The organism is Pseudomonas sp. p1(2021b) (assembly GCF_020151015.1).
GTDB classification, from domain to species: domain Bacteria; phylum Pseudomonadota; class Gammaproteobacteria; order Pseudomonadales; family Pseudomonadaceae; genus Aquipseudomonas; species Aquipseudomonas putida_K.
Window position 1 is genome coordinate 2,211,199 of sequence record NZ_CP083746.1, and the last position, 24,055, is coordinate 2,235,253.

The window sequence follows — 24,055 nt, forward strand, 5'->3', positions numbered from 1 at the left end:
GTCCGCACGCCCAGGCCAGGTTTATGTATCGCACTGTATCAATCTCCCTGTTCGACCGACTCCCATACAAAACCCCGCCGTCACCGATACACCCTCGATACACCACCGCGATGAAATGGCTCCACTTCCCAACCACAGTGGAGCAACACCATGAAACAGTCGAAAAACACCCTTGGCCTGCTTGGCGCTGCCCTGATCGGTGGCATGGTCCTGGGCAACACCGCATTCGCCGCCGAACCCCTGACACAGGGCTACCAACTGGCCGCGGCCAAGGCCGCGGGCGAGGGCAAGTGTGGCGAAGGCAAATGCGGCGCCAGCGAAAAAGCCGGCAAGGGCGAAGGCAAGTGCGGTGAGGGCAAATGCGGCGGTGGCGCAAAAGCTACCAAGGCCGAAGGCAAGTGCGGCGAAGGCAAGTGTGGCGGCGATGGCAAGGCCCATGGTTGACCGACCAACGCTTGATTGAGTTGCAGCAAGGCTTGTGCGTATTGGCGAGAAGCCTTGCTGCTGGCCCACGGACAGGTCGAGACCTGTTCGTTCGGGCCGCACACGACCAGGAGCCTCGAACTTATGAGCGACACTTCTTTACAGGCCGGGCTGGGCCTGCGCCGCGGTCTGCTACCTCAATTGCTGGCGATGGAGCAGGGGGCGGTCGACTTTCTCGAATGCGCGCCGGAAAACTGGATCGGCGTCGGCGGCGCCTATGGTCAGGGCCTGGACCGCCTGGCCGAACGCTTTGCCATCGCCTGTCATGGCCTGTCGTTGTCCCTGGGCGGCAGCCTGCCGCTGGACCATGATTTTCTGGCGCGCACGAAGCAGTTCCTCGAGCGTTACCAGGTGCGCCTGTATAGCGAGCACCTGAGCTATTGCAGTGACGATGGGCATCTTTACGACCTGATGCCGATTCCGTTCACCGATGAGGCTGTGCGCCATGTCTCGGCACGCATTCGCCAGGCCCAGGACGTTCTGCAGCGGCGTATCGCCGTGGAGAACATCAGCTATTACGCCGCTCCCTATCAGGCCATGAGCGAGCTGGACTTCATCCGTGCGGTGCTCGAAGAGGCCGATTGTGACCTGCTGCTGGATGTCAACAATGTCTATGTGAACGCCTGCAACCATGGCTACGATGCCGCGCAGTTCCTCGATGGCCTGCCGCCCGAGCGGGTGGTGGGTATGCACGTGGCCGGCCACTACGATGAAGCGCCGGACCTGAAGGTCGATACCCATGGCGCACCGGTGAAGGATGCCGTGTGGTTGTTGTTCGCCCTGGCCGTCCAGCGCTTCGGTGTGCAGCCGACGGTACTCGAGCGCGATTTCAACTACCCGCCGCTGGCCGAGCTGCTGGCCGAGACGGCGCGCATCCGCGCGTTGCAACACGCCGTCAGGAGCGTTCACCATGGATGAAACCTTGCGCGCCCAGCAACTGACCTTCGCCCGCCATCTGCGCGACCCACACGCCAACCCGCCGCCGCCGGGCATCGAGCAATGGCGCCTGCAGGTCTACCGGGAGCTGTTCTACAACACCGTGGAGGGGTTGTTGGCCGGCAGTTTCCCGGTCATGCGTGAAACGTTGGGCGAGGCGCGTTGGCATGCCAGGGTGCGTGGCTTCTATGCCAACTACCGCAGCCACACGCCGCTGTTCACCGAGGTCGCTGAAACCTTCATCGACTACCTGCAGGGCATCGAGGCCGATACGCCCTGGCAGTTGGAGCTGGCGCACTATGAGTGGATCGAAGCGCAGCTGTACCTGAGTGACGCCCGGGATGCGCCGCACAACCCCGAGGGCGATCTGCTCGACGAAGTCCCGCTGCTGTCATGCGTGGCCCGCGTGTTGGCCTACCGCTGGCCCGTGGAACAGATAGGCCCTGATTACCAACCCGATGAGCCGCCACAGGTGCCTACCTTGTTGCTGGTGTATCGGGATGCTGCGTTCAAGGTCCGGTTCGCGCGCTTGACGCCTATGGCCTACCAGCTATTGATGGGGCTTGCCGGAACCGGCCGCGAGCGCCTGCAAGCGCTGGGGGACGCAGAACTCCAACTTCAAGGGCTGGCATTGCTGGAGCGGCTACGCCGGCAGGGCGTGATCGTGGGTACTTGCACAGCGGCATGAGCACCGGCCGGAAATGCGGGCGCAAGCGAGTCATGGAACATCCCTGGGCAGCGTGGCGGCAGGGCTGTTCTGTACAAAACAAGCAGTCGCTTCTACGGTCGATTGGACATGCCCCGCGATAGCCGGTCGTCAGTTGCATCGATTTGTTGCCTTGGCGCTCCGGTCAATCGTGGTAACCCCCCTCAGGTTGCGACGGTGAATGAATGGATGTGAACCCTGGCAAGGAAATGTCAACCCGCAGCCATGTGGTACGGCAACTGATCCTGGTGTTTTCCGGTGTCTTGCTGCTGGCTCTGGTGCTTGGCCTGGTCTCCCTTTATCGTCTCGCCGAGACCTTGGACCGGCGGGAGGTGGAACGAAGCCGGTTCTATGCAGTATCGGCCCTGACCCAGTTGCAAAAGAACGAGAGGACCTTCCTGCTGACCCATGCCCACTGGCAGGCAGCCTACGACCATCTGGGCGGGCCGGTCGACAGCCATTGGGCCTATGACGAGGACAACGTCGGGGCCACGCTCTATACCGTCGATGGTTACGCCGGCGTCTATGTCCTGGATGACGACGGCACCCACTACGCCCTTGTCGAGGGGCAGCTGAGCGATGAAGACCTGGCGCGTCACAGCGACAGTGCCGGGCGCGTTCTGCAGCTGGCCCGTGCGGCCGACCAGGCCGAGCAGGCCGCCTCGGGCTACCTGGTGTACCGTGGCCAGCCGGCGGTGTTCGCGGCCGCGGTGATCCGCCCGCCGTCCCTGGCCCACTACCTGCCGCGCCCCACTGCGGTGCTGGTGTTCATCCGCGCGCTTTCGCCGGCTGTGCTCGAGTCGCTTGGCCGGTCGGTGGGGTTGTCCGGCTTTGCCCTCAGCGAGGTGGCCGACGAACGGCCTGGGCGCGGGTTTCTGCCGCTGGCGGGAAGCGGGCATGCACTGACCTGGGCAATCCCACAACCGGGCACCGAGCTGATCCATACGGTGATCCCACCCTTGGCCATTGCCTTGCTGCTGATCGCCCTGGCCATGGCGCTGTTCGCCCGTCATGCCATCCGCGCCAGTGCCGGTATCGATCACAGTCACCGTCAGCTGGCCGCGTCCAAGGCGGCTCTGGAAACCAGCGAGGAGCGTTTCAAGGCGGTGGCCGAAGCAGCCTCGGACTGGATTTGGGAAACCGACGCACAACTACGCCTGACGTACCTTTCGGCCCGCTTCGCCGAACTCACCGGGCATGCGGTGCAGGCCTGGTTGCTGCGCCCGATCACCGAGCTGTTGTCCTGCGACACCAGCCACATCGAGACGTGGCTGCATGGCCTGGCCGCCACCAGTGCGTCTGGCAGCTTGCGCTGCCAGTACAAGGATCACCTGGGCGAGCAGCGGATCTGCCGGATCGCCGCACGTGCCATCGTCGACCACGGCGTGTGCTCGGGTTTCAGGGGCACCTGCAGTGACATCACCGACGAAGTGGCCGCCCATGCGCAGATCCAGCACCTGTCGTTACACGATGCGCTCACCGGCCTGCCCAATCGCAACAAGCTGTTCCGCTTCCTCGAACAGGCCGGGCAGGGCCCGGAGACGCCCCAGGTGGCGCTGTTGATGCTCGACCTGGACAATTTCAAGCCGATCAACGACAGCCTTGGCCACCCAGCGGGCGATGCCGTGCTGATCGAGGTGGCCGCACGCCTCGGCCAGGTCACCCGCGACAGCGACCTGGTGGCGCGGCTGGGCGGCGATGAGTTCATCGTCGTGCTGGCCCGCCCGGGTGATCGTGACGATATGGACCGCTTCTGCCTGCGTGTGATCGAGGCGCTCAAACGGCCCATGCAGGTGGAAGGGCAGGCCGTGCAGATTGGGGTCAGCCTCGGCGTGGTGCTGTCAGCAGAATACCCCGGCACGCCGAGCGACCTGATCCGCTACGCCGACGTGGCCTTGTACAGCGCCAAGCAGGCCGGCAAGAACACCTGGCGCTATTTCTCGGCGCAGCTGAACGCCGCGCTGATGGACAAGCGCATGCTCGAGGGCGAGTTGCGCGAGGGCATCCCGCGTGGGGAGCTGGTGCTGCATTTCCAGCCGCGCTTCAAGGTCGATGGCGCCACGGTGGCCTCGGTCGAGGCCTTGGTGCGCTGGCAGCACCCCCGGCTCGGGCTGTTGCGTCCGGACCGTTTCATTGCCCTGGCCGAGGAATCGGACCTGATCGTGCTGCTGGGCAACTGGGTCTTGCGCGAAGCCTGTGCCAGGGCCCGGGATTGGCCGCAGCCGGTCATGGTCTCGGTGAACATGTCGCCGGCGCAGTTCAGCCGCAGCGACGTGGTTCGCGATGTCGGCGATGCGCTGCGGGCCACTGGTCTGCCGGCCCACCGGCTGGAGCTGGAGATCACCGAGAACGTCATGCTCAATGACGTCGAAGGTGCCCTGCACACCATGAACGCGCTCAAGGAACTGGGCGTGCGGCTGAACATGGATGATTTCGGTACCGGCTATTCGTCGCTCGGCTACCTGCGCACCTACCCATTCGACAGCATCAAGATCGACAAGCGTTTCGTGCAGTCGCTGGGCAAGAATGGCAGTGACCGCAGTGTGGTCCAGGCGATCATCAACCTGGGTAATGCCATGGGCATGACCGTGACCGCAGAAGGTGTCGAGACCGCCGAACAGTTGGCCCTGCTCAGCGAGGACCAATGCCACGAGGTGCAGGGCTTTTTGCTCAGCAAGCCGGTGGAGAACGAGGTGCTGGTGCGCATGATGGCCGAGCCTGCCACAGGGCCCGCAGGTGGGAGCCAACTTGCCGGCGATGGGGCACGACGTGGCCGTACAGGCTCAGCCCACTCGCAGCCATAGCGCCGAGGCATCGTCGCTCATCTTGAAGCGCGGGTAGCGTAGGCAGGCGGCGTCTTCGTGCTCGATGCGCCTGAGTACCTGGGCGAGGGCGTCCAGGCCTTGGTCGAGCAACCGGGCCATGAACGTGTCGGGGGTACAGGCATCATAGGTGTCGAACAAGGCTGCGAACCCGTCGCTCATCAACACCAGGTCGTCGCCCCGGGCCACTGGGGCACGGGTGTAGCGCGTGCCTGCCTTGGCCAGCGGCGCATCGACGCCGAGCACGGCCTTGGGCCGTTCGCGGGCGATGCGCCGATCTGCGATCACGGCCGGTGTGCGCACGCCATGGGCGCCGGTACCGGGCCCAAGGGCCCGAGCCTCGGCACGCTCGGCTTCACGATCCGGCTCGGGGGTCAGGAATGCGATGCCGCTGGCACTGCGGTGGAGCACCACGCAGTCGGCCAGGTGGGCACACACCAGCTCGTCGCCTTCCAGCGCCACGGCCGCGAAGGCGGCGCGGGGCAGCTCCCAGCCGGCGATCGGCTCGCGCTGACGGTCACGTGCATAGGCCCGGGCCAAGTCGTCGAACACCTGCTCGCACACCGACTGCAAGGGGCCCGTCGCCATGGCGAAGGCGCGCTGGGCCGATGCGGCGAGCCAGGCCGCGCCGCCGCGCTCGCCCAGCAGGCCTGGAGGACCAAGGTCGGTCGCTCCGTCGATGACCCAGGCGTGGCGGTCGGCGCAGCCGATACGATCATCGTTGGGCACGTCGGCCTTGCCGGCCAGGCTCAGGCTTTGAATCAGATCGAAATGCATGGTCCCTCGAACGTCTCGTGGTAGGAAAAAATGCATACGACACGGACCAACGGTCCGAGGTTCGCTCGTCAGCCCAGGCCCAGGGGCTAGACTGCATCTGTCCAACATAATGGTGGAGAACGTCCATGACCGCCAAGAACACGATCTGCCTCTGGTTCGATGACGATGCGCTGGAGGCAGCGACTTTTTATGCAAGCACCTTTCCCAACAGCGCGGTCGGTGCTGTGCACCACGCGCCGGGCGACTACCCGTCAGGCAAGGCAGGCGATGTGATCACCGTGGAGTTCACGGTCGCCGGTATCCCCTGTGTCGGGCTCAATGGCGGAAAGACCTTCACCCACAGCGAAGCCTTTTCCTTCCAGATCTGCACCGAGGACCAGGCCGAGACCGACCGCCTGTGGCATGCAATCGTCGGCAACGGTGGCCAGGAAAGTGTCTGCGGTTGGTGCAAGGACAAGTGGGGCATCTCCTGGCAGATCTCCCCACGTGTGCTGCTCGAAGCCATGGATAACCCCGACCGGGCGGCGGCCAGGCGGGCCTTCGAGGCCATGATGCAGATGGGCAAGATCGACGTGGCCCGCATCGAGGCGGCACTCAAGGGCACGGCATAGCCGACAGCGAACGGAGTATTGGCACGCAAGAAATCACCGGCTCCAGTGTTTAAGGCATTTCGTCAGCCAGTCGGGAAATCGACTGAGCGCAGCCAGGGGTACCTCGCGTCGTACATGAACACAGACTCAGCTGTGTGAAACTGACATGAGGTGAAAATCATGGCTAGCAATCAAGACGACCGTAAGAACCAAGGTGGCAGCGCACAGAACAACCCAGGCAATTTCGCCAATGACCGGGAGAAGGCGTCCGAAGCTGGCCGCAAGGGCGGCCAGGCGTCCGGTGGCAACTTCGCCAACGATCCGGAACGCGCAGCCGAAGCCGGCCACAAGGGGGGGCAGGTGTCTGGCGGTAACTTCAAGAACGACCCTGAGCGTGCCGCCGAGGCGGGCCACAAGGGTGGCCAGGTATCCGGTGGCAATTTCAAGAACGACCCCGAACGGGCCTCCGAGGCCGGTCGCAAAGGGGGGCAGGCTTCCGGTGGCAACTTCGCCAATGACCGTGAGCGTGCCTCCGAGGCCGGCCGCGTCGGTGGTCAGCACAGCCATGGCGGTGGTCGCAAGAGCGACGATGACAACCGCTGACCTGTGTTGAACCTTGCCAGGGCGCACCCGCGCCCTGGCTGCCTGACGAGGGATTGCCAATGTTCATGCACAACAAGCGACTGCAATATACGGTGCGCGTGGCGCAGCCCAACCCTGGCCTGGCCAACCTGCTGCTCGAGCAGTTTGGTGGCCCGCAGGGGGAACTGGCTGCTGCCATGCGTTATTTCACCCAGGCCGTCAGCGAGGATGACCCAGGGCGCAAGGACATGCTGTTCGACATCGCTACCGAGGAACTGAGCCACCTGGAGGTGATCGGTTCGATCGTGGTGATGCTCAACAAAGGGGCCAAGGGGCGCCTGGCCGAAGGCATCGAGCAGGAGGGCGAGCTGTACCGATCGCTGACCGGTGCCGGCAATGACTCCCATGTCACCAGCCTGTTGTATGGCGCTGGCGCGCCCCTGGTCAATTCCGGTGGCGTGCCCTGGAGCGCGGCCTACATCGACACCATTGGCGAGCCGACCGCGGACCTGCGTTCGAACATCGCCGCCGAAGCACGCGCCAAGATCGTCTACGAGCGGCTGATCAACCTGACCGACGACCCAGGTATCAAGGACGCGCTGGGCTTTCTGATGAGCCGCGAGATTGCTCACCAGCGTTCGTTCGAAAAGGCCTTGCACGCCGTCCAGCCCAACTTCCCGCAGGGCAAGTTGCCCGGCGATCCTGAGTTCAACAGAACCTTCTTCAATCTGTCCCAGGGGGGCGAAGTACGGGGCGCCTGGAATGAAGGCCAGGACTGGGTCTATGTCGATGAGCCGCAACCGGCGGTCGACGGTGGCGATGGCAGCGCCTCGGTGCAGCTCGACGAAGCCTCGGCTTCGGCGCTGGAGGCATTCAAGGCCAGGACCGCCTCCGATCCTAACGCCCAGCCACTGACCGCGGCAGAGCTTGGGCGGGTCAATGGCGATGATGAATAGGCCATTGGCAGTCCGATCGCCATGGCGGCAACGCATTCGGGGCCGTGCTGCGGCCCCGTCTCGATAGTTGCCACTGGCCGGGAGGGGCTGGAGTGTCTGTTCGGCGGCCAACGGTCAAGCGGATTGAACCCCGCTTCATGGGCATGACTCCACCTAAGGCAAACCGTGTTTTCGAGCAACTGACGAGGTGCTGAATGAACGCAATCGAACTGTTGACCCATGACCATGAAACCGTGAAGAAGCTGCTCGCCGACCTGTCGGCGACCACCGAGCGCGCGGTGAAGAAGCGCAGTGAGCTGCTGGCGCGGCTGGAGCAGGAGCTGCAGATCCATACCACCATCGAAGAAGAGATCTTCTACCCCGCCCTCAGGAAAGTGGGCGGCAAGGAAGACGAGAAAATGTACTACGAGGCCAAGGAGGAGCACCGCACCGTCGATTCGCTGGTGCTGCCCGACCTGCTGCAGACCCAGCCCGACACGGTGGAGTTCGCCGGCCGGGTCAAGGTCCTCAAGGAGCTGCTCGAGCACCACATCGAGGAAGAAGAGAGCGAGATGTTCCCGCGGGCGCAGGAACTGTTCGACGAGGCCGCCCTCGACGAGCTTGGCCAGGCCATGCAGGCACAGAAAAAACTGCTCAAGGGCGAGCGCCGCGCCGCCTGACCTTGTATCCACGGTCGGCATCGCCCGGCCGTGGACTCCCTGCCGTGAATCTGCCGAGGTAACCGACCATGGCCCAGCACCTGTTTCTGATCAGCTACATCCTCGACAACCAGCCGGGCACCTGCGAAATGCGCAGCGATGACGAAACCGTCAGCGACGAGCAGGCGCGTAGCTACCTGCAAGGATTGCATCGGGCGGAGACGTCGTCGTTCACCGACGTCCAGGTCCAGCGCCTGGAGCATGACCATGAACCGGACACCTCGCCTGCACACTATCAGCAACCCTGAACCTTGCCGGGGCCGCTTTGCGGCCCATCGCGGGACAAGCCCGCTCCTACAGGGACCTCGCTCACTCATGGGCAACGGTGATCTTGTGGGAGCGGGCTTGTCCCACGATCAAGGGCGAAGCCCTTGCCATGCGATCATATTTTCAACCACAGCGCAGACCTCGAAATCACCCGTTCGGCTCCAGCAGGTATTCGACCAGGGTCGCCGCGCAGGCTTCGATACCTTCGTCGAGCACGATCTCGACGCCATGGGTGTTTTCCGTCGGGATCGCCAGGCAACCTGCCCGTGCCGCCACGCCCGAACTCATCACCGCGCTGGCATCGGAGGCGAAGTCCACCAGCAGCGCAGCCTGGGCCTGGTAGCCGGCGCGCCGGGCGGCGCGCATCAGCGCACGGACCACCGACGGGGTGTAATAGCCTTTCTGGTCGCCTGTGTTGACGATCGGATCGGCGCACAGGCGCGTGCCGTACTCCTCCAGCACCGGGCCGACTTCCAGGGCGATGGTGGTATCGCCCGGCAATCGCGACGCGGCGTACATGGCGCCGGCATTGGACTCTTCCTCGAAGGTGGTGCATACGAACCAGACATCCTGCGCCAGCGCGTCACGGCGGCTGCGCAGGATACGCGCAGCCGCGATGGCCGCAGCCAGCGGTGCTCGGTCGTCGAGAAAGTGCGCGGCCACGGCATCCGGCAAGCGATACGGCTGGCGCCAGTGGCGGCTGAACACGACCCGGGTGCCTGGGCGTACCCCAAGGCGGGCAAGCTCATCGACGGGTGTGCGCGTCACCACATGCACATCCTGCCACTGCACCGCACCCGAGGTCACATGCTGGCCGATGGCCGAGCCGCTGCTGGCATGCATCGAGCCATACGACAGCACGCCCGGCAGGCACTGGTGGTCGCCGAGGACCTCCACCGGACACACACCAAAGCTGATCGGCTGTGCGCCGGACTTCGTCCTCCTGCCCGCCGGGGCCGTAGGCCAGGAGCAGGGCATCGAGGAGGGTTCGGGTGGTCTGCATCGCGCTTCATCCTAAGGCGGGGGACGTTAAAAAATGCCCGTCCGAAGACGGGCCAAGACCTGATGTGGAGAGTCGAACCGACCCTACATGGGTTCTGAGTGGCAAACCGTGCGGATCCTCCGGTCTGTTTCGCAACCTGGCGACGAATGGTACGTCACCGACACGCCAATGAACGGTCGCCGCGCCCTTGTTTCGAACGACAGGGCGCAATCCAACTGGAGAGGCCGGGAAAGTTGCGCTAACTATCTAAAGGGCTGACTTCGCTTGCGAGGCCGATTCCAGGGCGCATGCCCCAGGGGAACACATGGAGTACAGATCGAGGCGAGAGGCCTCGCAGGAGAACACATGAAGATCACGGGAACCTTGAAATGGGCCTTGCTGGGCCTGACGTGCGGTGTGCTCAATGTCCAGGCCGCCGAGGCCAGGAAGGTCGATGTGCTGCTGGTCGGTGGCGGCATCATGAGCTCGACTCTGGCGGTGTGGCTCAATGAGTTGGAGCCCGGCTGGTCCATGGAAATGGTCGAGCGCCTGGACAAGGTCGCCGAGGAGAGCTCCAACGGCTGGAACAACGCCGGTACCGGGCACTCGGCCCTCGCCGAGCTGAACTACACGCCGGAGAAGAACGGCAAGATCGACATCAGCAAGGCCATCGACATCAACGAGTCGTTCCAGATCACCCGGCAGTTTCTCGCCTGGCAGGTCAAGCAAGGGGTGCTGAACAACCCGCGCTCGTTCATCAACACCACACCGCACATGAGCTTCGTCTGGGGCGACGACAACATCCAGTTCCTGCGCAAACGCTACGAAGCGCTGCAGGCAAGCCCACTGTTCAAGCCCATGCAGTATTCCGAAGACCCCGAGCAGATCCGCAAGTGGGTGCCGCTGATGATGGAAGGGCGCGACCCCAACCAGAAGCTTGCGGTGACCTGGACGCCCATTGGCACCGACGTCAATTTCGGTGAGATCACCCGCCAATACGTCGGCTACCTGCAGGGCAGGCCGAACTTCGACCTGAAGCTGTCCACCGAAGTCGAGGACATCACCCGCAACGACGACGGCTCCTGGCACGTCGAGTACAAGAACCTCAAGGACGGCACCAAGGCCGCGACCGACGCCAAGTTCCTGTTCATCGGCGCCGGCGGTGCCGCGCTGCCGCTGCTGCAGAAGTCCGGCATCCCCGAGGCCAAGGACTACGCCGGCTTCCCGGTCGGTGGCTCGTTCCTGGTCACCGAGAACCCGGAGCTTGCCCAGCGCCACATGGCCAAGGCCTATGGTATTGCCGCCACCGGGGCACCGCCGATGTCGGTGCCGCACCTGGATACCCGGGTGCTCGACGGCAAGCGCATGATTTTGTTCGGCCCCTTCGCCACCTTCTCCACACGGTTCCTCAAGGAAGGCTCGCTGCTCGATCTGTTCGCCAGCATGTCGCTGCACAACACCTGGCCGATGGTGCGGGTGGGCGTGCGTGAATTCGACCTGGTGCAGTACCTGGTCGGCCAGCTAATGCAGTCCGACGATGATCGTTTCGAAGCGTTGCAGACCTACTTCCCCCATGCCAGGAAGGAAGACTGGCGCCTCTGGCAGGCTGGGCAGCGGGTGCAGATCATCAAGCAGGATGACGAGCTGGGCGGTGTCTTGAAGCTCGGTACCGAGGTGGTGATGTCCCAGGACGGCAGCATCGCCGGCCTGCTGGGGGCCTCGCCGGGCGCTTCTACCGCGCCGCCGATCATGCTCGACCTGCTGCACAAGGTGTTCAAGGACAAGGCCGCCTCCGCGGCGTGGCAAGAGAAGTTCCGGCAGATCATTCCGTCCTATGGCCTTCGCCTGAACGATCACCCGGACAAGCTTCACGAGGAGTGGGCCTATACCAACCAGATGCTGCAGTTGGCTCCTGCGCAGGAGGGTGAAACCCAGGTGGCGGCGCCATAGGGGCCTGCCGAAGGGGCGCTGAAGGAGCGGCGCCTGCAGTTCTACCCGGCCAAGGCGTTGATCGAGCAACTGGAGCGCGACCAACACTAGGGGCCGGCTTGCAATGGCCTGGGAGAGGCCGGTAATGCTCGTCTACACTTAAAGCCCGGGCCGGTTTCCCCTAGGCCCGCATCATCCTATCCATCCGACCACCGCCCCCCGGACCGGACGTCGCCGACGGTGGCCTTCTTGCAGAGGAGGGCAGGTCATGGACGAGGCACGGCTTCATGAATTCATGGGCAAGCTGGTGGGCGACATGGGCGCTGCGGCGAGCCTGGCCAATGTCATCCTGGGAGACGAACTGGGCCTGTACCGGGCCATGGCCGACAGCCAGCCGGTCACGCCCGAGGCGTTGGCGCAGCGCACCGGTTGTCATCCGCGGTTGTTGCGCGAGTGGCTGAGCGCCCAGGTCGCGGCGGGCTACATGGTCCACCAGGACGGTGCGTTCAGCCTGCCCGAGGAGCAGGCTATGGCCTTGGCCATCGAGGAGTCCCCGGCCTACATGGCGGGCGGCGCAGCGGTGGTAGCGGCCCTGTTTCACGACAAGGACAAGCTGGTGGCGGCCATGCGCGGCGATGGTGGCTTGGCCTGGGGCGACCATCATCCGTGCATGTTCAGCGGCACCGAGCGGTTCTTCCGCCCGGGTTACCGGACGTTTCTGGTGGCCGACTGGCTACCGGCGCTCGAGGGCGTCACCGACAAGTTGCAGGCGGGGGCCAAGGTGGCGGATGTCGGTTGCGGCCATGGTGCCTCGACCATCGTCATGGCCCAGGCGTTTCCTGCCTCGCGCTTCGTCGGCTACGACTATCATGGGCCCTCGATCGTCATTGCCGGTCAACGCGCCGAACAGGCCGGCGTGGCCAGCCAGGTGCGTTTCGAGCAGGCTTCGGCCAAGGACTATCCGGGGCATGACCACGACCTGGTGTGCTTCTTCGACTGCCTGCACGACATGGGCGATCCGGTGGGCGCGGCCCGTCATGCCTACCAGGCGCTCAAGGATGACGGCACGGTGATGCTGGTCGAGCCCTATGCCGAGGATTCGCTGGAGGGCAACCTGAACCCGGTGGGACGGCTGTTCTATGCGGCCTCGACGTTCATCTGCACGCCGAATTCGCTGTCCCAGGAGGTGGGGCTGGGGCTCGGGGCGCAGGCCGGGGAGGCACGCTTGCGGGCGGTGTTCGAGGAGGCGGGGTTCAGCCGGTTCCGGCGGGCGACGCAGACGCCGTTCAACTTGATCCTGGAGGCGCGCAAGTAGCAGGATCCGTGGTCGTCCTCTGTAGGAGCGGGCTTGTCCCGCGATTGGGGCGGGCCTGATATCACCGGCGCTTGGCAAGGGCTTCGCCCTTGATCGCGGGACAAGCCCGCTCCCACCGGTACAGCGGGGGATAACAGAATCTGCGAATAAACCGGACCTGAAAGCAGAAGGGGCGCCATCTGGCGCCCCTTCCGTTCGTAGCTTAGGCTTGCGCGTCCCAGGGACGGTCGCCTTTTTCGTCTTTCACGCGGGTCGGCAGGCCCATCACGTCCAGCGCCTTGAGGAACGGCTCGGCTGGCAGTTCCTCGACGTTGACCATGCGCTTGGCATCCCACTCGCCACGGGCGACCAGCAGGGCCGCGGCCACCGGCGGTACGCCGGCGGTGTAGGAAATGCCCTGGCTGTCGGTCTCGGCGAAGGCTTCTTCGTGGTCGGCCACGTTGTAGATGAACACTTCGCGCGGCTGGCCATCCTTGGTGCCTTTGACCAGGTCACCGATGCAGGTCTTGCCGGTGTAGCCCGGAGCCAGCGAGGACGGGTCGGGCAGGACGGCCTTGACGACCTTCAGCGGTACCACTTCCAGGCCTTCGGCGGTCTTGACCGGCTGCTCGGACAGCAGGCCCAGGTTCTTCAGCACGGTGAACACATTGATGTAGTGCTCGCCGAAGCTCATCCAGAAGCGGATGTTCGGCACGTCGAGGTTCTTCGACAGCGAATGCACTTCGTCGTGGCCGGTCAGGTAGAGGTTCTGCGAGCCCACGACCGGCAGGTCGTCGGTGCGCTTGACCTCGAACATTTTGTTGCTGGTCCATTGGCTGTTCTGCCAGCTCCAGACTTGCCCGGTGAATTCGCGGAAGTTGATTTCCGGGTCGAAGTTGGTGGCGAAATACTTGCCATGGGAGCCGGCATTGACGTCGAGGATGTCGATCGAGTCAATGCGGTCGAAATACTGTTGCTGCGCAAGCTTGGCGTAGCTGTTCACCACACCCGGGTCGAAACCGACGCCGAGAATGGCGGTAATGTTCTTCTGCTGGCACTCTTCGAGGTGTTTCCACTCGTAGTTGCCGTACCAGGGCGGCGTTTCGCAGATCTTGCCTGGTTCTTCGTGGATCGCGGTGTCCAGGTAGGCGGCACCGGTGTCGATGCAGGCACGCAGCACCGACATGTTGAGGAAGGCGGAGCCAACGTTGATCACGATCTGCGATTCGGTCTCGCGGATCAGTGCCTTGGTCGCCTCGACATCGAGGGCATTGAGCGCAAAGGCCTGGATGTCGGCGGGTACCTTCAGGCTACCCTTGGCCTTGACGCTGTCGATGATGGCCTGGCATTTGGAGATGTTCCGTGACGCAATGGCAATACGACCGAGCTCGTCGTTATGCTGCGCACACTTGTGGGCCACCACCTTGGCGACACCTCCTGCACCAATGATAAGAACGTTCTTCTTCAATTTACCTGTTGCTCCTTACTCAAAGGGCCTGCCTCAGGACAGGCTGGAAACGTAGTCTTCGAAACCGAATTCGCGCACCACCTCGACGCTGCCGTCGAGCTGCTTGACCACGATGGCCGGCATTTTCAGACCGTTGAACCAGTTTTTCTTGACCATGGTATAGCCCGCCGCGTCGACGAACGAAAGCCGGTCACCGATGGCCAGCGGCTTGTCGAACTGGTATTCGCCGAAGATATCGCCGGCCAGGCACGACTTGCCGCAGATCATGTAGGTGTGCTCGCCCTCGCTGGGCGCCATCTTGGCGTTCAGGCGGTAGATCAGCAGGTCGAGCATGTGCGCCTCGATGGAGCTGTCCACCACGGCCAGGTGCTTGCCGTTGTACAGGGTGTCGAGCACGGTGACTTCCAGCGAGGCGCTCTGGGTGATCGCCGCTTCGCCAGGTTCCAGGTACACCTGTACGCCGTACGTTTCCGAGAACGCTTTCAGGCGCGCGCAGAACGCATCCAGGGCGTAGTCTTCGCCGGTGAAGTGAATGCCGCCACCCAGGCTCACCCACTCGACCTTGTGCAGCAGGTGGCCGAAGCGTTCCTCGATGTGCGAGAGCATCTTGTCGAACAAGCCGAAGTCGCCGTTCTCGCAGTTGTTGTGGAACATGAAGCCGGAGATCTGCCCGATCACCTTTTCGATCTTTTCCGGGTCCCACTCGCCCAGGCGGCTGAACGGGCGTGCAGGGTCGGCCAGCAGGTAGTCGGAGCTGCTCACCTGCGGGTTGACGCGCAGGCCGCGGACCTTGCCTTCGGACTGCTCGGCGAAGCGCTGCAGCTGGCCGATGGAGTTGAAGATGATCTTGTCGCAGTTCTCGAGCATTTCCTCGATCTCGTCGTCGGCCCAGGCCACGCTGTAGGCATGGGTCTCGCCGGCGAACTTCTGGCGACCGAGCTTGAGCTCGTAGAGCGACGAGGACGTGGTGCCGTCCATGTACTGCTGCATCAGGTCGAACACCGACCAAGTGGCGAAGCACTTGAGTGCCAGCAGGGCCTTGGCCCCGGACTGTTCGCGCACATAGGCGATCTTCTGCATGTTGCCCAGCAGCTTCTGTTTATCGATGAGGTAGTACGGCGTCTTGATCATTTAAAGGCCCCCGGCCAGGCCGGCCAAAAAAAGGACACGCATTGTGCCTTCACTTGGCACAGATCGAAAGGGTGGACGGCGCATTTCGTCCGAGTGACGCATGCGTTCGTTGCCCTTTTGTCACCCGGCACGGGTAGGTGCTGGCCAGAAGGATGCCGTCAAGGCGTTCTCCCCCTCGGGCAGGCCCAGTGAAACAGAGGAATGTGACTGTTCCAATACGGGTGGGCGGTCGATTCGCTGAACATGGCGCCTTGCCAGGGGTGTCCTTGACGTCGACTTGGCCAACCCTGGCCTGGGTCGATGCACGACAGGCGGTGGGGCGGTACTGGTACTTCTTGCGGTTCACGCCGTAAGAGCGGCTCCCTACGATGGAAATCAGAAAATAGCTACGTGACGACGTGATCGCTATTTCCCCTGGCGCTTGACCTGGCAATCAACAGGGTCGGCGGCTCCCTTATCGAATATCTAGCGCTACGTCGCTGTTTGATCGAAGGCTGCGCTTTCGTCCGCGCGGTTCGTTCGGCGGTGTATTCGCTTGCCTCATAGAATGAGTAACTATCCCGATGCGAAAACAATCCGATGCACATGTCGCCGCCATTAAAAAGGCAGGTTTCAGTTCACTTGCCTGTGCGGGGCAACTTTCCTGTGAGGAGTTGCAGGCCCGTCTGGGGCAAGAACTCTCGGCGGACGAAGTTGAAGCGGTACACGCGGCTGCCAGCCAGGCGCGTGACGATGCACTGATTCTTGAAAAAAAGATCCTGACACGGGCTTCGCCCTTGTTACCCGATGCGGTGAAGGCCGGCCTGGACCAGACTGACGTTCCACTGCAAGGTTACGAGCAGTGGTTCGGCGCTCGGGCCGCACGGTACGCAGCGCCAGGCGCCGTCGCATCGATGTTTTCGCCTGCCGCTTACCTGGTGGCGATGTACCGTGAGGCCAAGGCGCTGTATCCCCAGGACAGTCCATGGCATATCGATGCCCGTCGTCCAGACCTCAAGGGGCTGGTGCTGAACCAGGAGAACCTGGACACGCCGATGAGCGCACTGAGCCTCTCGAACGAGATCCTGCTGGAGAAGGCGCGGGTTGCCCTTGCCCGGGAAAACACCGCGACGACGGGTGTCGATGTGCTGGAAACGCTCTCGCGCCATGTGGGCAGTGGTACGCCATACCATCATGCACACAACCGCTTGCGCCTGGTCCATGCGCAGAAGGATCCGGGCTATGAACAGATGCAGGTATCGCCGCAGGTGACCAAGCATTTGAGTGGCGCTTCGCTCGCCGGCATCTATTACGACATTCCCCCGGCGTTGCATACGCTGTTGATCGACGAGATCACCGAAGAAAATGCGGGCGAAAAGTTCGCCCGGTATTTTCCAGGGATGACACCCGCCTCCCTGTTGCAACCGGCGCGACTGCGTGACTGGTTCGACGTGCCTGATGCCCAATTGCAAGGTTTCCTCAGCGCTCAGGACGACTCGGATTATGTGGGTAGAACCCTGGCCAAGCGCGTGGGTGCGAATATTGTCGAAGTGACGATGAGTGCCCCGTCGTCATTCATCAATTATGTTCGCTTGTATCCGCTGGAAGACGGTAAGTGGTTGCTGAATTTCAACCTGAAGGTGTCCAGGGTCGATATCTTCAGGGTCAGCGGTGCCTGTTCGGTATCCCTCACGGCGAATGATTTCGGTGTGACTGAACTCTCGCCGAACACGGAATATCGCAAGGTTTTCGACTGGGCACAGGTGCCTGAGTCGTTCGAGATCTCGACGTATTGGCGCAAGTCGCGCGAAGGTGGCTATGGCGCGCATACGCATCGATTCGCGTACACCTGCAAGACCTTTTCCGCGGCGTCGTTCGTCCTCAAGCTGAACAAGGTCATTCGCCTGTACAAAGCCACCGGTCTGGCCCCGCGCGTGCTGCAGGACATCATCGACAGCGTCGACCCGCACCGGATCACCAACGATACGCTGGCGGTCCTGTTCCGGACCGCATTGCTGGTCAAGCGTTACGGTATTTCCCACGAAGACGCCTTGGTCATGGCCAGGGGGCTGATTTCCCAGACGCCCCGTGCGGGCGAGATGAGCCAGTTCGACCGTTTGTTCAATGACCCGCCGTTGGTCGAGGGTGGGCTGGGGATCGCCAGCAAGCTCGTGAAACTGCATCCAAGGCACTCCGCCGATAATGCCGCTATCAAGGCGACCTTGAAGCGCGTGTGCCAAACGGATGACGAAGGTCTTTTCGAGCTAGGGCGAGCACTGGCGGCCGGTGAAGGCGAGGCGCTTACCGTCAGGCTCGTCCTGGCGCAGCTCTCCGGGCTCTATACCTTGAGCTTATGGGCACGCTTGCATGGGCTCACGCCGGTCGAATTACGGCAACTGCTGGACATGATGGGGTTGCCCAAGGCATTGCACGCTGAACCGGTCAGCCAATGGCTGGCACTACTGGAAAGGCTTTACACCCTTGTCAGCTGGCTGCGTGCGCGTCACTGGACGGTGGCCGACCTGTTGTTGCTGACCCGCACTGTCGACAGCATCCCGACCAGCACCGAAATCACCAACCTGCTCGACGACATGCGAAAGGTCATCGCCTCCTGCGAACTGCCCGAGCCTCCCGAAACGCAGGGGTGCATTCAGGCTCTGACGCCATTGTTGGCGTCGGCCTTCAACCTGAGCGGTGAAACCGCTGCGCAAGCGTTGTTGGTATGGGTGGACCGGGCACGACCCGGTGGCCTGACGTTGGTGCAATCCTGGGCGTATCTGCGCAAGAAGGCGCTCAGTGCCGCTGAGCTGAAGGCCGTGACCGCCTTCGTCTACGGCCTGGCACAACGGGCGCTGATCGCACACGCCACGGGTGTGACGGCAGACCTGTTGGCCCTGCTGGTCGAGCAACCTCATCTGTTGCTCGCCGAGGCCGTCGAAGGGCATGGCAGCACCGCCACCCTGGGGTGTAGTGCGCAGAGCATCATGGCGCTGGGCGATTGCAGCGACTGGTTGAGAACACTGCCCGACCCGATGGGAGCCAGTGGCGCTGTGATCGCGGCACTGGATGCTGGAGGCGTTCCACCGTCGCTGCTCGCCCAGGCGTCAGGGCTGCTGGAGACGGCGGTGATCCAGGCCGCGAGCCAGGCTGGGGTGAAAGGGGATGTCGAGAATCCCGCGATGCTCGGCAGCTGGCAGGAAATATCGGTGGTGCGGCAATGGCTGACCTTGGCGTCGGCATTCGATGTGATGCCGGAAACCCTGGGGCAGATGTTGGCTCTGGACTACCTCAAGGGCGAGCACCAGGCTTGGGCCGATTGGTGCAAGGTCGCGGACGCTTTCCTGGCTGGCTTGAGCCCATCGCAGATGCAGGCAGTGCACGCCGACAGCGAAGCGCCACTGAGCGTGGCGCTGGCAGGCTTCATGGGCGCCCGGGAGAACTTCACGACAGAGCAACTGAACCAGCATCTGCTGCTCGACAGCCTCAATGGCACGCAGGTGATGACTTCACGCATCGCCGAAGCCACGGCGGCCCTGCAAATGTTCATCCACCGTTCCTTGTCCAGGCCCGAGGACAAGCGGGCTCTGCGCCAGGAGGTGACGGACCGCCCATTCTTCCGAGACTGGACCCGCTGGAACGCCCGCTACGCCACCTGGTCGGCCGGGCAGATGCTGATGTACTACCCGGAGAACTACATCGACCCGACCGTGCGCCTGGGCCAGACCAAAGCGATGGACGACATGCTGCAGGTGCTGGGGCAGGCGCAGATCAACGCCGACACCGTGGGCGATGCCTTCCACGGCTACCTGAGCGCATTCGAGGAGGTGGCCAACCTGGAGACGGTCAGCGGCTACCATGACAGCCGCGATCCGGAGGCCGGCAAGTCCTGGTTCATCGGTCGCAGCCGTGGGGAACCCCGTGAATACTGGTGGCGGACGGTGGACGAAGGCAAGCGCGGCGCGGACGGTGTGCTGGCAGCCAATACCTGGACGGCCTGGACCAAGATCGACCTGGCGCCGCAGGTGCTGGAGCGGCTGATTCGCCCGGTGGTCTATCGCGAGCGTCTTTACCTGGGGTGGGTGGAGCGCCAGGAGCACATCACGGCGCGCGACAAGGACGGTAAGCCGACGGCGCGGGAATGGCGTTGGTCATTCAAGCTTTCCTGGCTGCGCTATGACGGTAACTGGGGCGCACCGCTCAACTATCCGCTGATGGTGCCGGACGTCGAGGCGCTGGAGAAGATATCGCACGAGAAACTGTCGCTGTTCATGGCGTCCCGACCAGGGCGTAACGGGTTGCTGGTGGGGCTCTACGACCGCAGTACCGTCAGTGAGTCGCAGATCACCTATTTCGCGGGCATGGAGATCTTCGAGGACTTGAGCGCCAAGCCGATCAACATCGGCCCGTTGCTCAAGGAAGTTGCCCACTGGCTGGACGCACCGAGGCACACCGGGATGTGTGCGGTATTCGATGGCAAGGGCAACCCTGTCGCGCAAGAGCGCCTGCTGGAAAAGCAGGGGTCCGGTATACCCGTGGGGTTCGATACGTTCGACGTTGCGCTCAAGCGGGCGAGGGTCGTCGACGTTTCGCCGGCGCAAGGCACCTATAGCCTGTTCCTCGATACCTTGTTGACGGTGGAAGCGAAACGACCGGAAGTGGAAAACAAATGGGTCATGGCGCTGGTCAGGAAATACCCTGCGCTCGGCAAGGAAACCCAGACGATACCGACATTGGCTCGCAGCGGCTTTGGCGCCTTCATGGTGCGCAAGGAAAACGATCAGTACTGGGGATACCTGTGCGTAAGCCGTGAACGTTTCGAGCGCTTCTTTTCCAGCGACTACGCACAGATCCAACAGGTGTTCGATATTCCCCTGCCGGACCAGGCGTCGACGTTCCGGAAAGAAAATACGTCCCAGGGCGAGGCCTACGTGGGGCGATACCGGGTGCATACGGGAACCTACCCATTGCTGCATATGAACATACGCTTCAAGGGAACGGCGGGGCGGCTTCTTCCCGTGTGGGGCGAAGTCAATCTGCGTGAATTGCTGGCATACCCAAGCGGCCAGGGTCAGGACAACGTCACACCACATCGCTATGTGGACCCCATCACGAAGGTGGCCGCTGCCGACATCCAGCGTGTGATCTACAGCGCCAACGAAAAGGAACATGCGGTCGATACCGCGAAAGCCGACCTCGATCTGTCGACAGGCGCGCAGCATGTGAGCTTCACCGGTGCATTCGATAAAGGCAACATGGCCGATTGGGATGGCGAGGCACAGGCGTTCCACCATGTCCAGTTCCAGTGTGGTGCCGGCAAGACTCGCGATTACACCATCAGGGTCTACAGGGAAGCGGATACCCTCAAGACAGCAGTCATCGGCATGCAGGACAACGGCGCGCAGTACCTGGCACGCCGGGGGTGGATCACGCGCCTCAATACCCTGTTCGCCCGTACCCTCACGGAACGGGCGATATCGGGTATCGACACGGTGCTCAGCTATGAGACCCAGCAGATCACCGAGCCGCAGATTGGCGTGACGGTCCGTTTGACGCTACCGGTGTACAAGCCGAGCTATCACGGCGCCGACACGTCGGCCCAAGTCTGGCTTTCCACGAGCCGCACGCAACGCACGCTCTTGTGGTCCGGTGAGCTCAGTGACACGCATAAAGTGATGGCGCAGGTCACGTTCGCCGCGGACGCCGTGTATGCAGGCCAGCTGTACTACCACCTGGAGACGAAATATCGGGCGCGGCACAACACCGCCCAGAGTGGCCAGAGCATCATGATCGCCCAAGGTACCCTCACCATCACGCGTAGCGCCGATGTCGGCACGAAGCTGTCCAAGGACAATGTGGATAGCGTCCAGGTACTGGATAAGCATGCCACGGCCCTGATGGACTTCTCGGGTGCCAATGCTCTGTATTTCTGGGAGCTGTTCTACTACACGCCGATGATGGTGATGCAACGTTTCCTGCAGGAGGAGCGCTTCGACCTGGCCGAGCAATGGCTCAAGTACGTCTTCAACCCTGCCGGCTACACGGTGAGGGGCCATTACACCCCGCGCATGTGGAATGTGCGTCCGCTGGAAGAGGACACGTCATGGAACGACGAGCCGCTGAAGTCGCATGACCCGGACGCTGTCGCCCAGAATGACCCCATGCACTACAAGCTCAACGCGTTCATGCGTCTGCTGGATATCATCCTGGGACACAGTGATGCGGCCTACCGCAAGCTCGAGCGCGACACGCTGGTCGAGGCAAAGGTCGGGTACCAGCGTGCCTTGGATCTGCTAGGCAATACCCCTTGGAACCCACCGACCACGCACTGGGCGAACCCTTCGCTCGGTCAAGCCGCGTCAGGCCAAGGCATCGTCCAATGGAATGCGGCAGCGGGCACAGGCGAGCTGGGCTTCTTGCCAGAGGTCAATCGCATGATGCTCGGTTACTGGGAGGCACTGCGCATCAGGCTGTACAACTTGCGGAACAACCTGACACTCGATGGCCAGCCGTTGAGGTTGCCGTTGTATGCCGCTACGGCCGACCCCAAGGCCTTGCTGGCTGCCGCCGTGGCCGCGCAGGCCGGTGGCGAGCGCGCGCTGCCTCCCCAGGAAGACGTACCCGCACTACGCTTCATACCCTTGCTGGAAGGCGCACGGACCATGGCTTCGCAGCTCATCCAGTTCGGTAGCACCCTGCAGGGTATCCTGGAGCGCCAGGATGCCGAGGCACTGGCGGAGCTGCTCAATAGCCAGGGGGCGGAACTGGCGGCCAGTAGCGTGGACCTGCAGAAGCAGACGCTCAAGGAACTGGCCGCAGAGCGTGTGACGCTCGAAGCGTCGCTGCAGAGTGCCACGCTGCGCCGCGATCATTACCGTGCCCTGTACGAAGAGAACGTCAATGCACGCGAGATGCAGGCGCTGGACCTCTCCACCGCGGCCCAGACCTTCAATGCCGCTGCGAAGGTGCCGTTCATGGCCGGTGCCGTCCTGGAGGGGCTGCCCAATATCTTCGGCTTCGCCAACGGCGGTCACCGGCCTGGTCAGTTGGTCAACGCCGTCGGTATTGGCTACACCTTGTATGCTGACGCGCTCAATGTGGCCGCGTCGCGCATCGGCCAGGAGGAGAGCTATCGCCGACGCCGCCAGGATTGGGAGATCCAGCACAAGTCGGCGGAGCAGGAAATGGCGGTCATCCAGGCCCAGCTCGACGCCCTGGCGGTGCGCGAAACCTCGGCCAACATGCAGATCGCCCACATGCAGACCCAGTCGGCCCATGCCCAGGCGCAACTGGCCCTGCTGCGCGGCAAGTTCACCGGCAAGAAGATGTACAGCTGGCTGCGGGCGCGCCTGGCGACGATTTTCTACACCTACTACGACCTCACCGCCTCGCGTTGCATGATGGCGCAAAAGGCCTTGCAATGGGAAAAAGGCGACACCACCAGCTACCTGCGCACCGGTACCTGGAACGGTGCCTGGGCGGGGCTGCTGTGTGGCGAGGGGCTGATGCTCGCCCTGGGCCAGATGGAAAACGCCTGGATGAAATGGCAGAAACGCGAACTGGAAGTGACGCGAACCGTGTCGCTGGCGAAGCTTTTTGACGGGCGCCTGACGGCAGGGGGCCAGGCCGTTTCCTTGAACGGTGCCGTCAAGGCGCTGATCGACGGTAAATCGGTGGTGGTTGATAAATTGCCGTTGAGCAGCTTGACGCTGGCCCGGACAGGTGATTTGTCCGTGCAGTTCGGCCTCAAGGAACTGGGCCTGGTGGCAGGTTTCGAGAATAACGCCATGCGCCGGGTCCGCCGCATAGCCGTTACCCTGCCGGCGCTGCTCGGGCCCTACCAGGATGTGCGAGCGCGGCTGCGAACCAGTGCCACGGGCTTGCCTGCAGGTTGCAACGAGAGTGCTATTTCCCATGGTATGCAGGACGGGGGCGTGTTCGCGCCCGATGGTGCTGACTCGCATCCACGCTGGGGCGCCCAATGGCTGCCGTTCGAGGGGTTGAGCATCGCGAGCGCCAGCGAAACGGATGACAAGACGGTCATGACTCTGAATTTCGCCGATGCCAAGGGTGAACAGAAGGCGCTGTTGCAGAGCCTGAGCGACATCATCCTTCACGTCCAATACACGGTTCGTTAAGGATGCGGGAGGGCGCTTTGCGCCCTCTTTTTCATGACCGCCGGTCGCGGCAATGGACCCTGCGGCAATGCGCAAGTTCGAACGTGAGGCAATCCACCGATCAGGAGAGCTGTTATGAGCAAGCACCACGACGCTGGCCATGGCTTTGCCGACGATCCACAAAAAGTCAGCGAGGCTGGCCGCAAGGGCGATACGAAGCAGGATGTGAAAACCGACCGGGCCGAGAAGGCCCGGGTCGGAGGCCAGCACAGCCACGGCGGCACCCCACGGCGTGGCGAGGGCTGAGACGTTGGTACGCCCCTATCGCAGGCGATGGGGGC

At 63.1% G+C, this 24,055-nt stretch carries 15 protein-coding genes and 2 pseudogenes; 13 read left to right on the forward strand and 4 right to left on the reverse strand.

Features of this window, described 5'->3' with window-relative positions; all coding sequences use genetic code 11:
* Positions 1-150 precede the first annotated feature (150 nt).
* The 4 genes and pseudogenes from K8374_RS10450 to K8374_RS10465 all read left to right on the forward strand — a co-directional run.
* Positions 151-420: pseudogene (locus tag K8374_RS10450) on the forward strand (hypothetical protein); the annotation flags it as partial.
* A gap of 147 nt (positions 421-567) precedes the next feature.
* Positions 568-1,401, forward strand: a complete 834-nt coding sequence (locus tag K8374_RS10455) for a DUF692 domain-containing protein (protein WP_224458962.1) — start codon at positions 568-570, stop codon at positions 1,399-1,401.
* Positions 1,394-2,107, forward strand: a complete 714-nt coding sequence (locus K8374_RS10460) for a DUF2063 domain-containing protein (protein ID WP_224458963.1) — start codon at positions 1,394-1,396, stop codon at positions 2,105-2,107. The genes K8374_RS10455 and K8374_RS10460 overlap by 8 nt, the downstream gene beginning before the upstream one ends.
* 203 nt (positions 2,108-2,310) lie before the next feature.
* Positions 2,311-4,929, forward strand: a complete 2,619-nt coding sequence (locus K8374_RS10465) for an EAL domain-containing protein (protein WP_224458964.1) — start codon at positions 2,311-2,313, stop codon at positions 4,927-4,929.
* Here K8374_RS10465 and K8374_RS10470 read toward each other — a convergent pair.
* Positions 4,909-5,724: a protein phosphatase 2C domain-containing protein gene (locus K8374_RS10470; protein WP_224458965.1), complete on the reverse strand. Its 816-nt coding sequence runs from the start codon at positions 5,722-5,724 to the stop codon at positions 4,909-4,911. The two genes, K8374_RS10465 and K8374_RS10470, sit on opposite strands and share 21 nt — an antisense overlap.
* Positions 5,725-5,849: 125 nt before the next feature.
* Here K8374_RS10470 and K8374_RS10475 point away from each other — a divergent pair, with 125 nt between their 5' ends.
* From K8374_RS10475 to K8374_RS10495, 5 genes are all read left to right on the forward strand, one after another.
* The gene (locus K8374_RS10475; RefSeq protein WP_224458966.1) at positions 5,850-6,335 is read left to right on the forward strand and encodes a VOC family protein; all 486 of its coding nucleotides are present in this window, start codon (positions 5,850-5,852) and stop codon (positions 6,333-6,335) included.
* Positions 6,336-6,494: 159 nt separating this feature from the next.
* Positions 6,495-6,917: a general stress protein gene (locus K8374_RS10480; RefSeq protein ID WP_084857976.1), complete on the forward strand. Its 423-nt coding sequence runs from the start codon at positions 6,495-6,497 to the stop codon at positions 6,915-6,917.
* Positions 6,918-6,976: 59 nt separating this feature from the next.
* The gene (locus K8374_RS10485; protein ID WP_224458967.1) at positions 6,977-7,852 is read left to right on the forward strand and encodes a manganese catalase family protein; all 876 of its coding nucleotides are present in this window, start codon (positions 6,977-6,979) and stop codon (positions 7,850-7,852) included.
* 194 nt (positions 7,853-8,046) lie between these two features.
* Positions 8,047-8,511, forward strand: a complete 465-nt coding sequence (locus tag K8374_RS10490) for a hemerythrin domain-containing protein (RefSeq protein ID WP_224458968.1) — start codon at positions 8,047-8,049, stop codon at positions 8,509-8,511.
* 68 nt (positions 8,512-8,579) lie between these two features.
* Positions 8,580-8,798 carry a hypothetical protein gene (locus tag K8374_RS10495; protein ID WP_224458969.1) on the forward strand — a complete coding sequence of 73 codons (219 nt, stop codon included), beginning with the start codon at positions 8,580-8,582 and terminating at the stop codon, positions 8,796-8,798.
* Positions 8,799-8,964: 166 nt separating this feature from the next.
* Here the strand turns inward: K8374_RS10495 and K8374_RS10500 are convergent.
* A pseudogene (locus K8374_RS10500) lies at positions 8,965-9,747 on the reverse strand (M42 family peptidase); the annotation flags it as partial.
* Positions 9,748-10,165: 418 nt separating this feature from the next.
* On the opposite strand from K8374_RS10500, the gene mqo reads away from it, so the two are divergent.
* On the forward strand, positions 10,166-11,749 hold the full coding sequence (gene mqo / locus K8374_RS10505; RefSeq protein WP_224458970.1) for a malate dehydrogenase (quinone): 1,584 nt from the start codon (positions 10,166-10,168) through the stop codon (positions 11,747-11,749).
* A gap of 247 nt (positions 11,750-11,996) precedes the next feature.
* Complete coding sequence (locus K8374_RS10510) at positions 11,997-13,043, forward strand: class I SAM-dependent methyltransferase (RefSeq protein ID WP_224458971.1); 1,047 nt, start codon at positions 11,997-11,999, stop codon at positions 13,041-13,043.
* Between the two features lie 202 nt (positions 13,044-13,245).
* Here the strand turns inward: K8374_RS10510 and K8374_RS10515 are convergent, their stop codons facing one another.
* Together K8374_RS10515 and nspC are read right to left on the reverse strand one after the other, a co-directional pair.
* On the reverse strand, positions 13,246-14,490 hold the full coding sequence (locus K8374_RS10515; protein ID WP_084857986.1) for a saccharopine dehydrogenase family protein: 1,245 nt from the start codon (positions 14,488-14,490) through the stop codon (positions 13,246-13,248).
* A gap of 33 nt (positions 14,491-14,523) precedes the next feature.
* Positions 14,524-15,621 (reverse strand): carboxynorspermidine decarboxylase, encoded by a 1,098-nt coding sequence (nspC, locus tag K8374_RS10520; RefSeq protein WP_224458972.1) that lies wholly within the window; start codon positions 15,619-15,621, stop codon positions 14,524-14,526.
* Positions 15,622-16,274: 653 nt separating this feature from the next.
* Between nspC and K8374_RS10525 the strand changes: the two genes are divergently transcribed.
* Together K8374_RS10525 and K8374_RS10530 are read left to right on the forward strand one after the other, a co-directional pair.
* The gene (locus K8374_RS10525) at positions 16,275-23,735 is read left to right on the forward strand and encodes a neuraminidase-like domain-containing protein (protein WP_224458973.1); all 7,461 of its coding nucleotides are present in this window, start codon (positions 16,275-16,277) and stop codon (positions 23,733-23,735) included.
* A 114-nt stretch (positions 23,736-23,849) separates the two neighbouring features.
* Positions 23,850-24,020 (forward strand): KGG domain-containing protein, encoded by a 171-nt coding sequence (locus K8374_RS10530; protein ID WP_224458974.1) that lies wholly within the window; start codon positions 23,850-23,852, stop codon positions 24,018-24,020.
* Positions 24,021-24,055 lie beyond the last annotated feature (35 nt).

What these genes read in the sequence shown, in the direction of transcription:
- K8374_RS10455 (WP_224458962.1), top strand. Translation starts at nt 568, where the DNA reads ATGAGCGACACTTCTTTACAGGCCGGGCTGGGCCTGCGCCGCGGTCTG.
- K8374_RS10460 (WP_224458963.1), top strand. Translation starts at nt 1,394, where the DNA reads ATGGATGAAACCTTGCGCGCCCAGCAACTGACCTTCGCCCGCCATCTG.
- K8374_RS10470 (WP_224458965.1), bottom strand. Translation starts at nt 5,724, where the DNA reads ATGCATTTCGATCTGATTCAAAGCCTGAGCCTGGCCGGCAAGGCCGAC.
- K8374_RS10465 (WP_224458964.1), top strand. Translation starts at nt 2,311, where the DNA reads ATGGATGTGAACCCTGGCAAGGAAATGTCAACCCGCAGCCATGTGGTA.
- nspC (WP_224458972.1), bottom strand. Translation starts at nt 15,621, where the DNA reads ATGATCAAGACGCCGTACTACCTCATCGATAAACAGAAGCTGCTGGGC.
- K8374_RS10475 (WP_224458966.1), top strand. Translation starts at nt 5,850, where the DNA reads ATGACCGCCAAGAACACGATCTGCCTCTGGTTCGATGACGATGCGCTG.
- K8374_RS10510 (WP_224458971.1), top strand. Translation starts at nt 11,997, where the DNA reads ATGGACGAGGCACGGCTTCATGAATTCATGGGCAAGCTGGTGGGCGAC.
- K8374_RS10490 (WP_224458968.1), top strand. Translation starts at nt 8,047, where the DNA reads ATGAACGCAATCGAACTGTTGACCCATGACCATGAAACCGTGAAGAAG.
- K8374_RS10480 (WP_084857976.1), top strand. Translation starts at nt 6,495, where the DNA reads ATGGCTAGCAATCAAGACGACCGTAAGAACCAAGGTGGCAGCGCACAG.
- mqo (WP_224458970.1), top strand. Translation starts at nt 10,166, where the DNA reads ATGAAGATCACGGGAACCTTGAAATGGGCCTTGCTGGGCCTGACGTGC.
- K8374_RS10485 (WP_224458967.1), top strand. Translation starts at nt 6,977, where the DNA reads ATGTTCATGCACAACAAGCGACTGCAATATACGGTGCGCGTGGCGCAG.
- K8374_RS10495 (WP_224458969.1), top strand. Translation starts at nt 8,580, where the DNA reads ATGGCCCAGCACCTGTTTCTGATCAGCTACATCCTCGACAACCAGCCG.
- K8374_RS10530 (WP_224458974.1), top strand. Translation starts at nt 23,850, where the DNA reads ATGAGCAAGCACCACGACGCTGGCCATGGCTTTGCCGACGATCCACAA.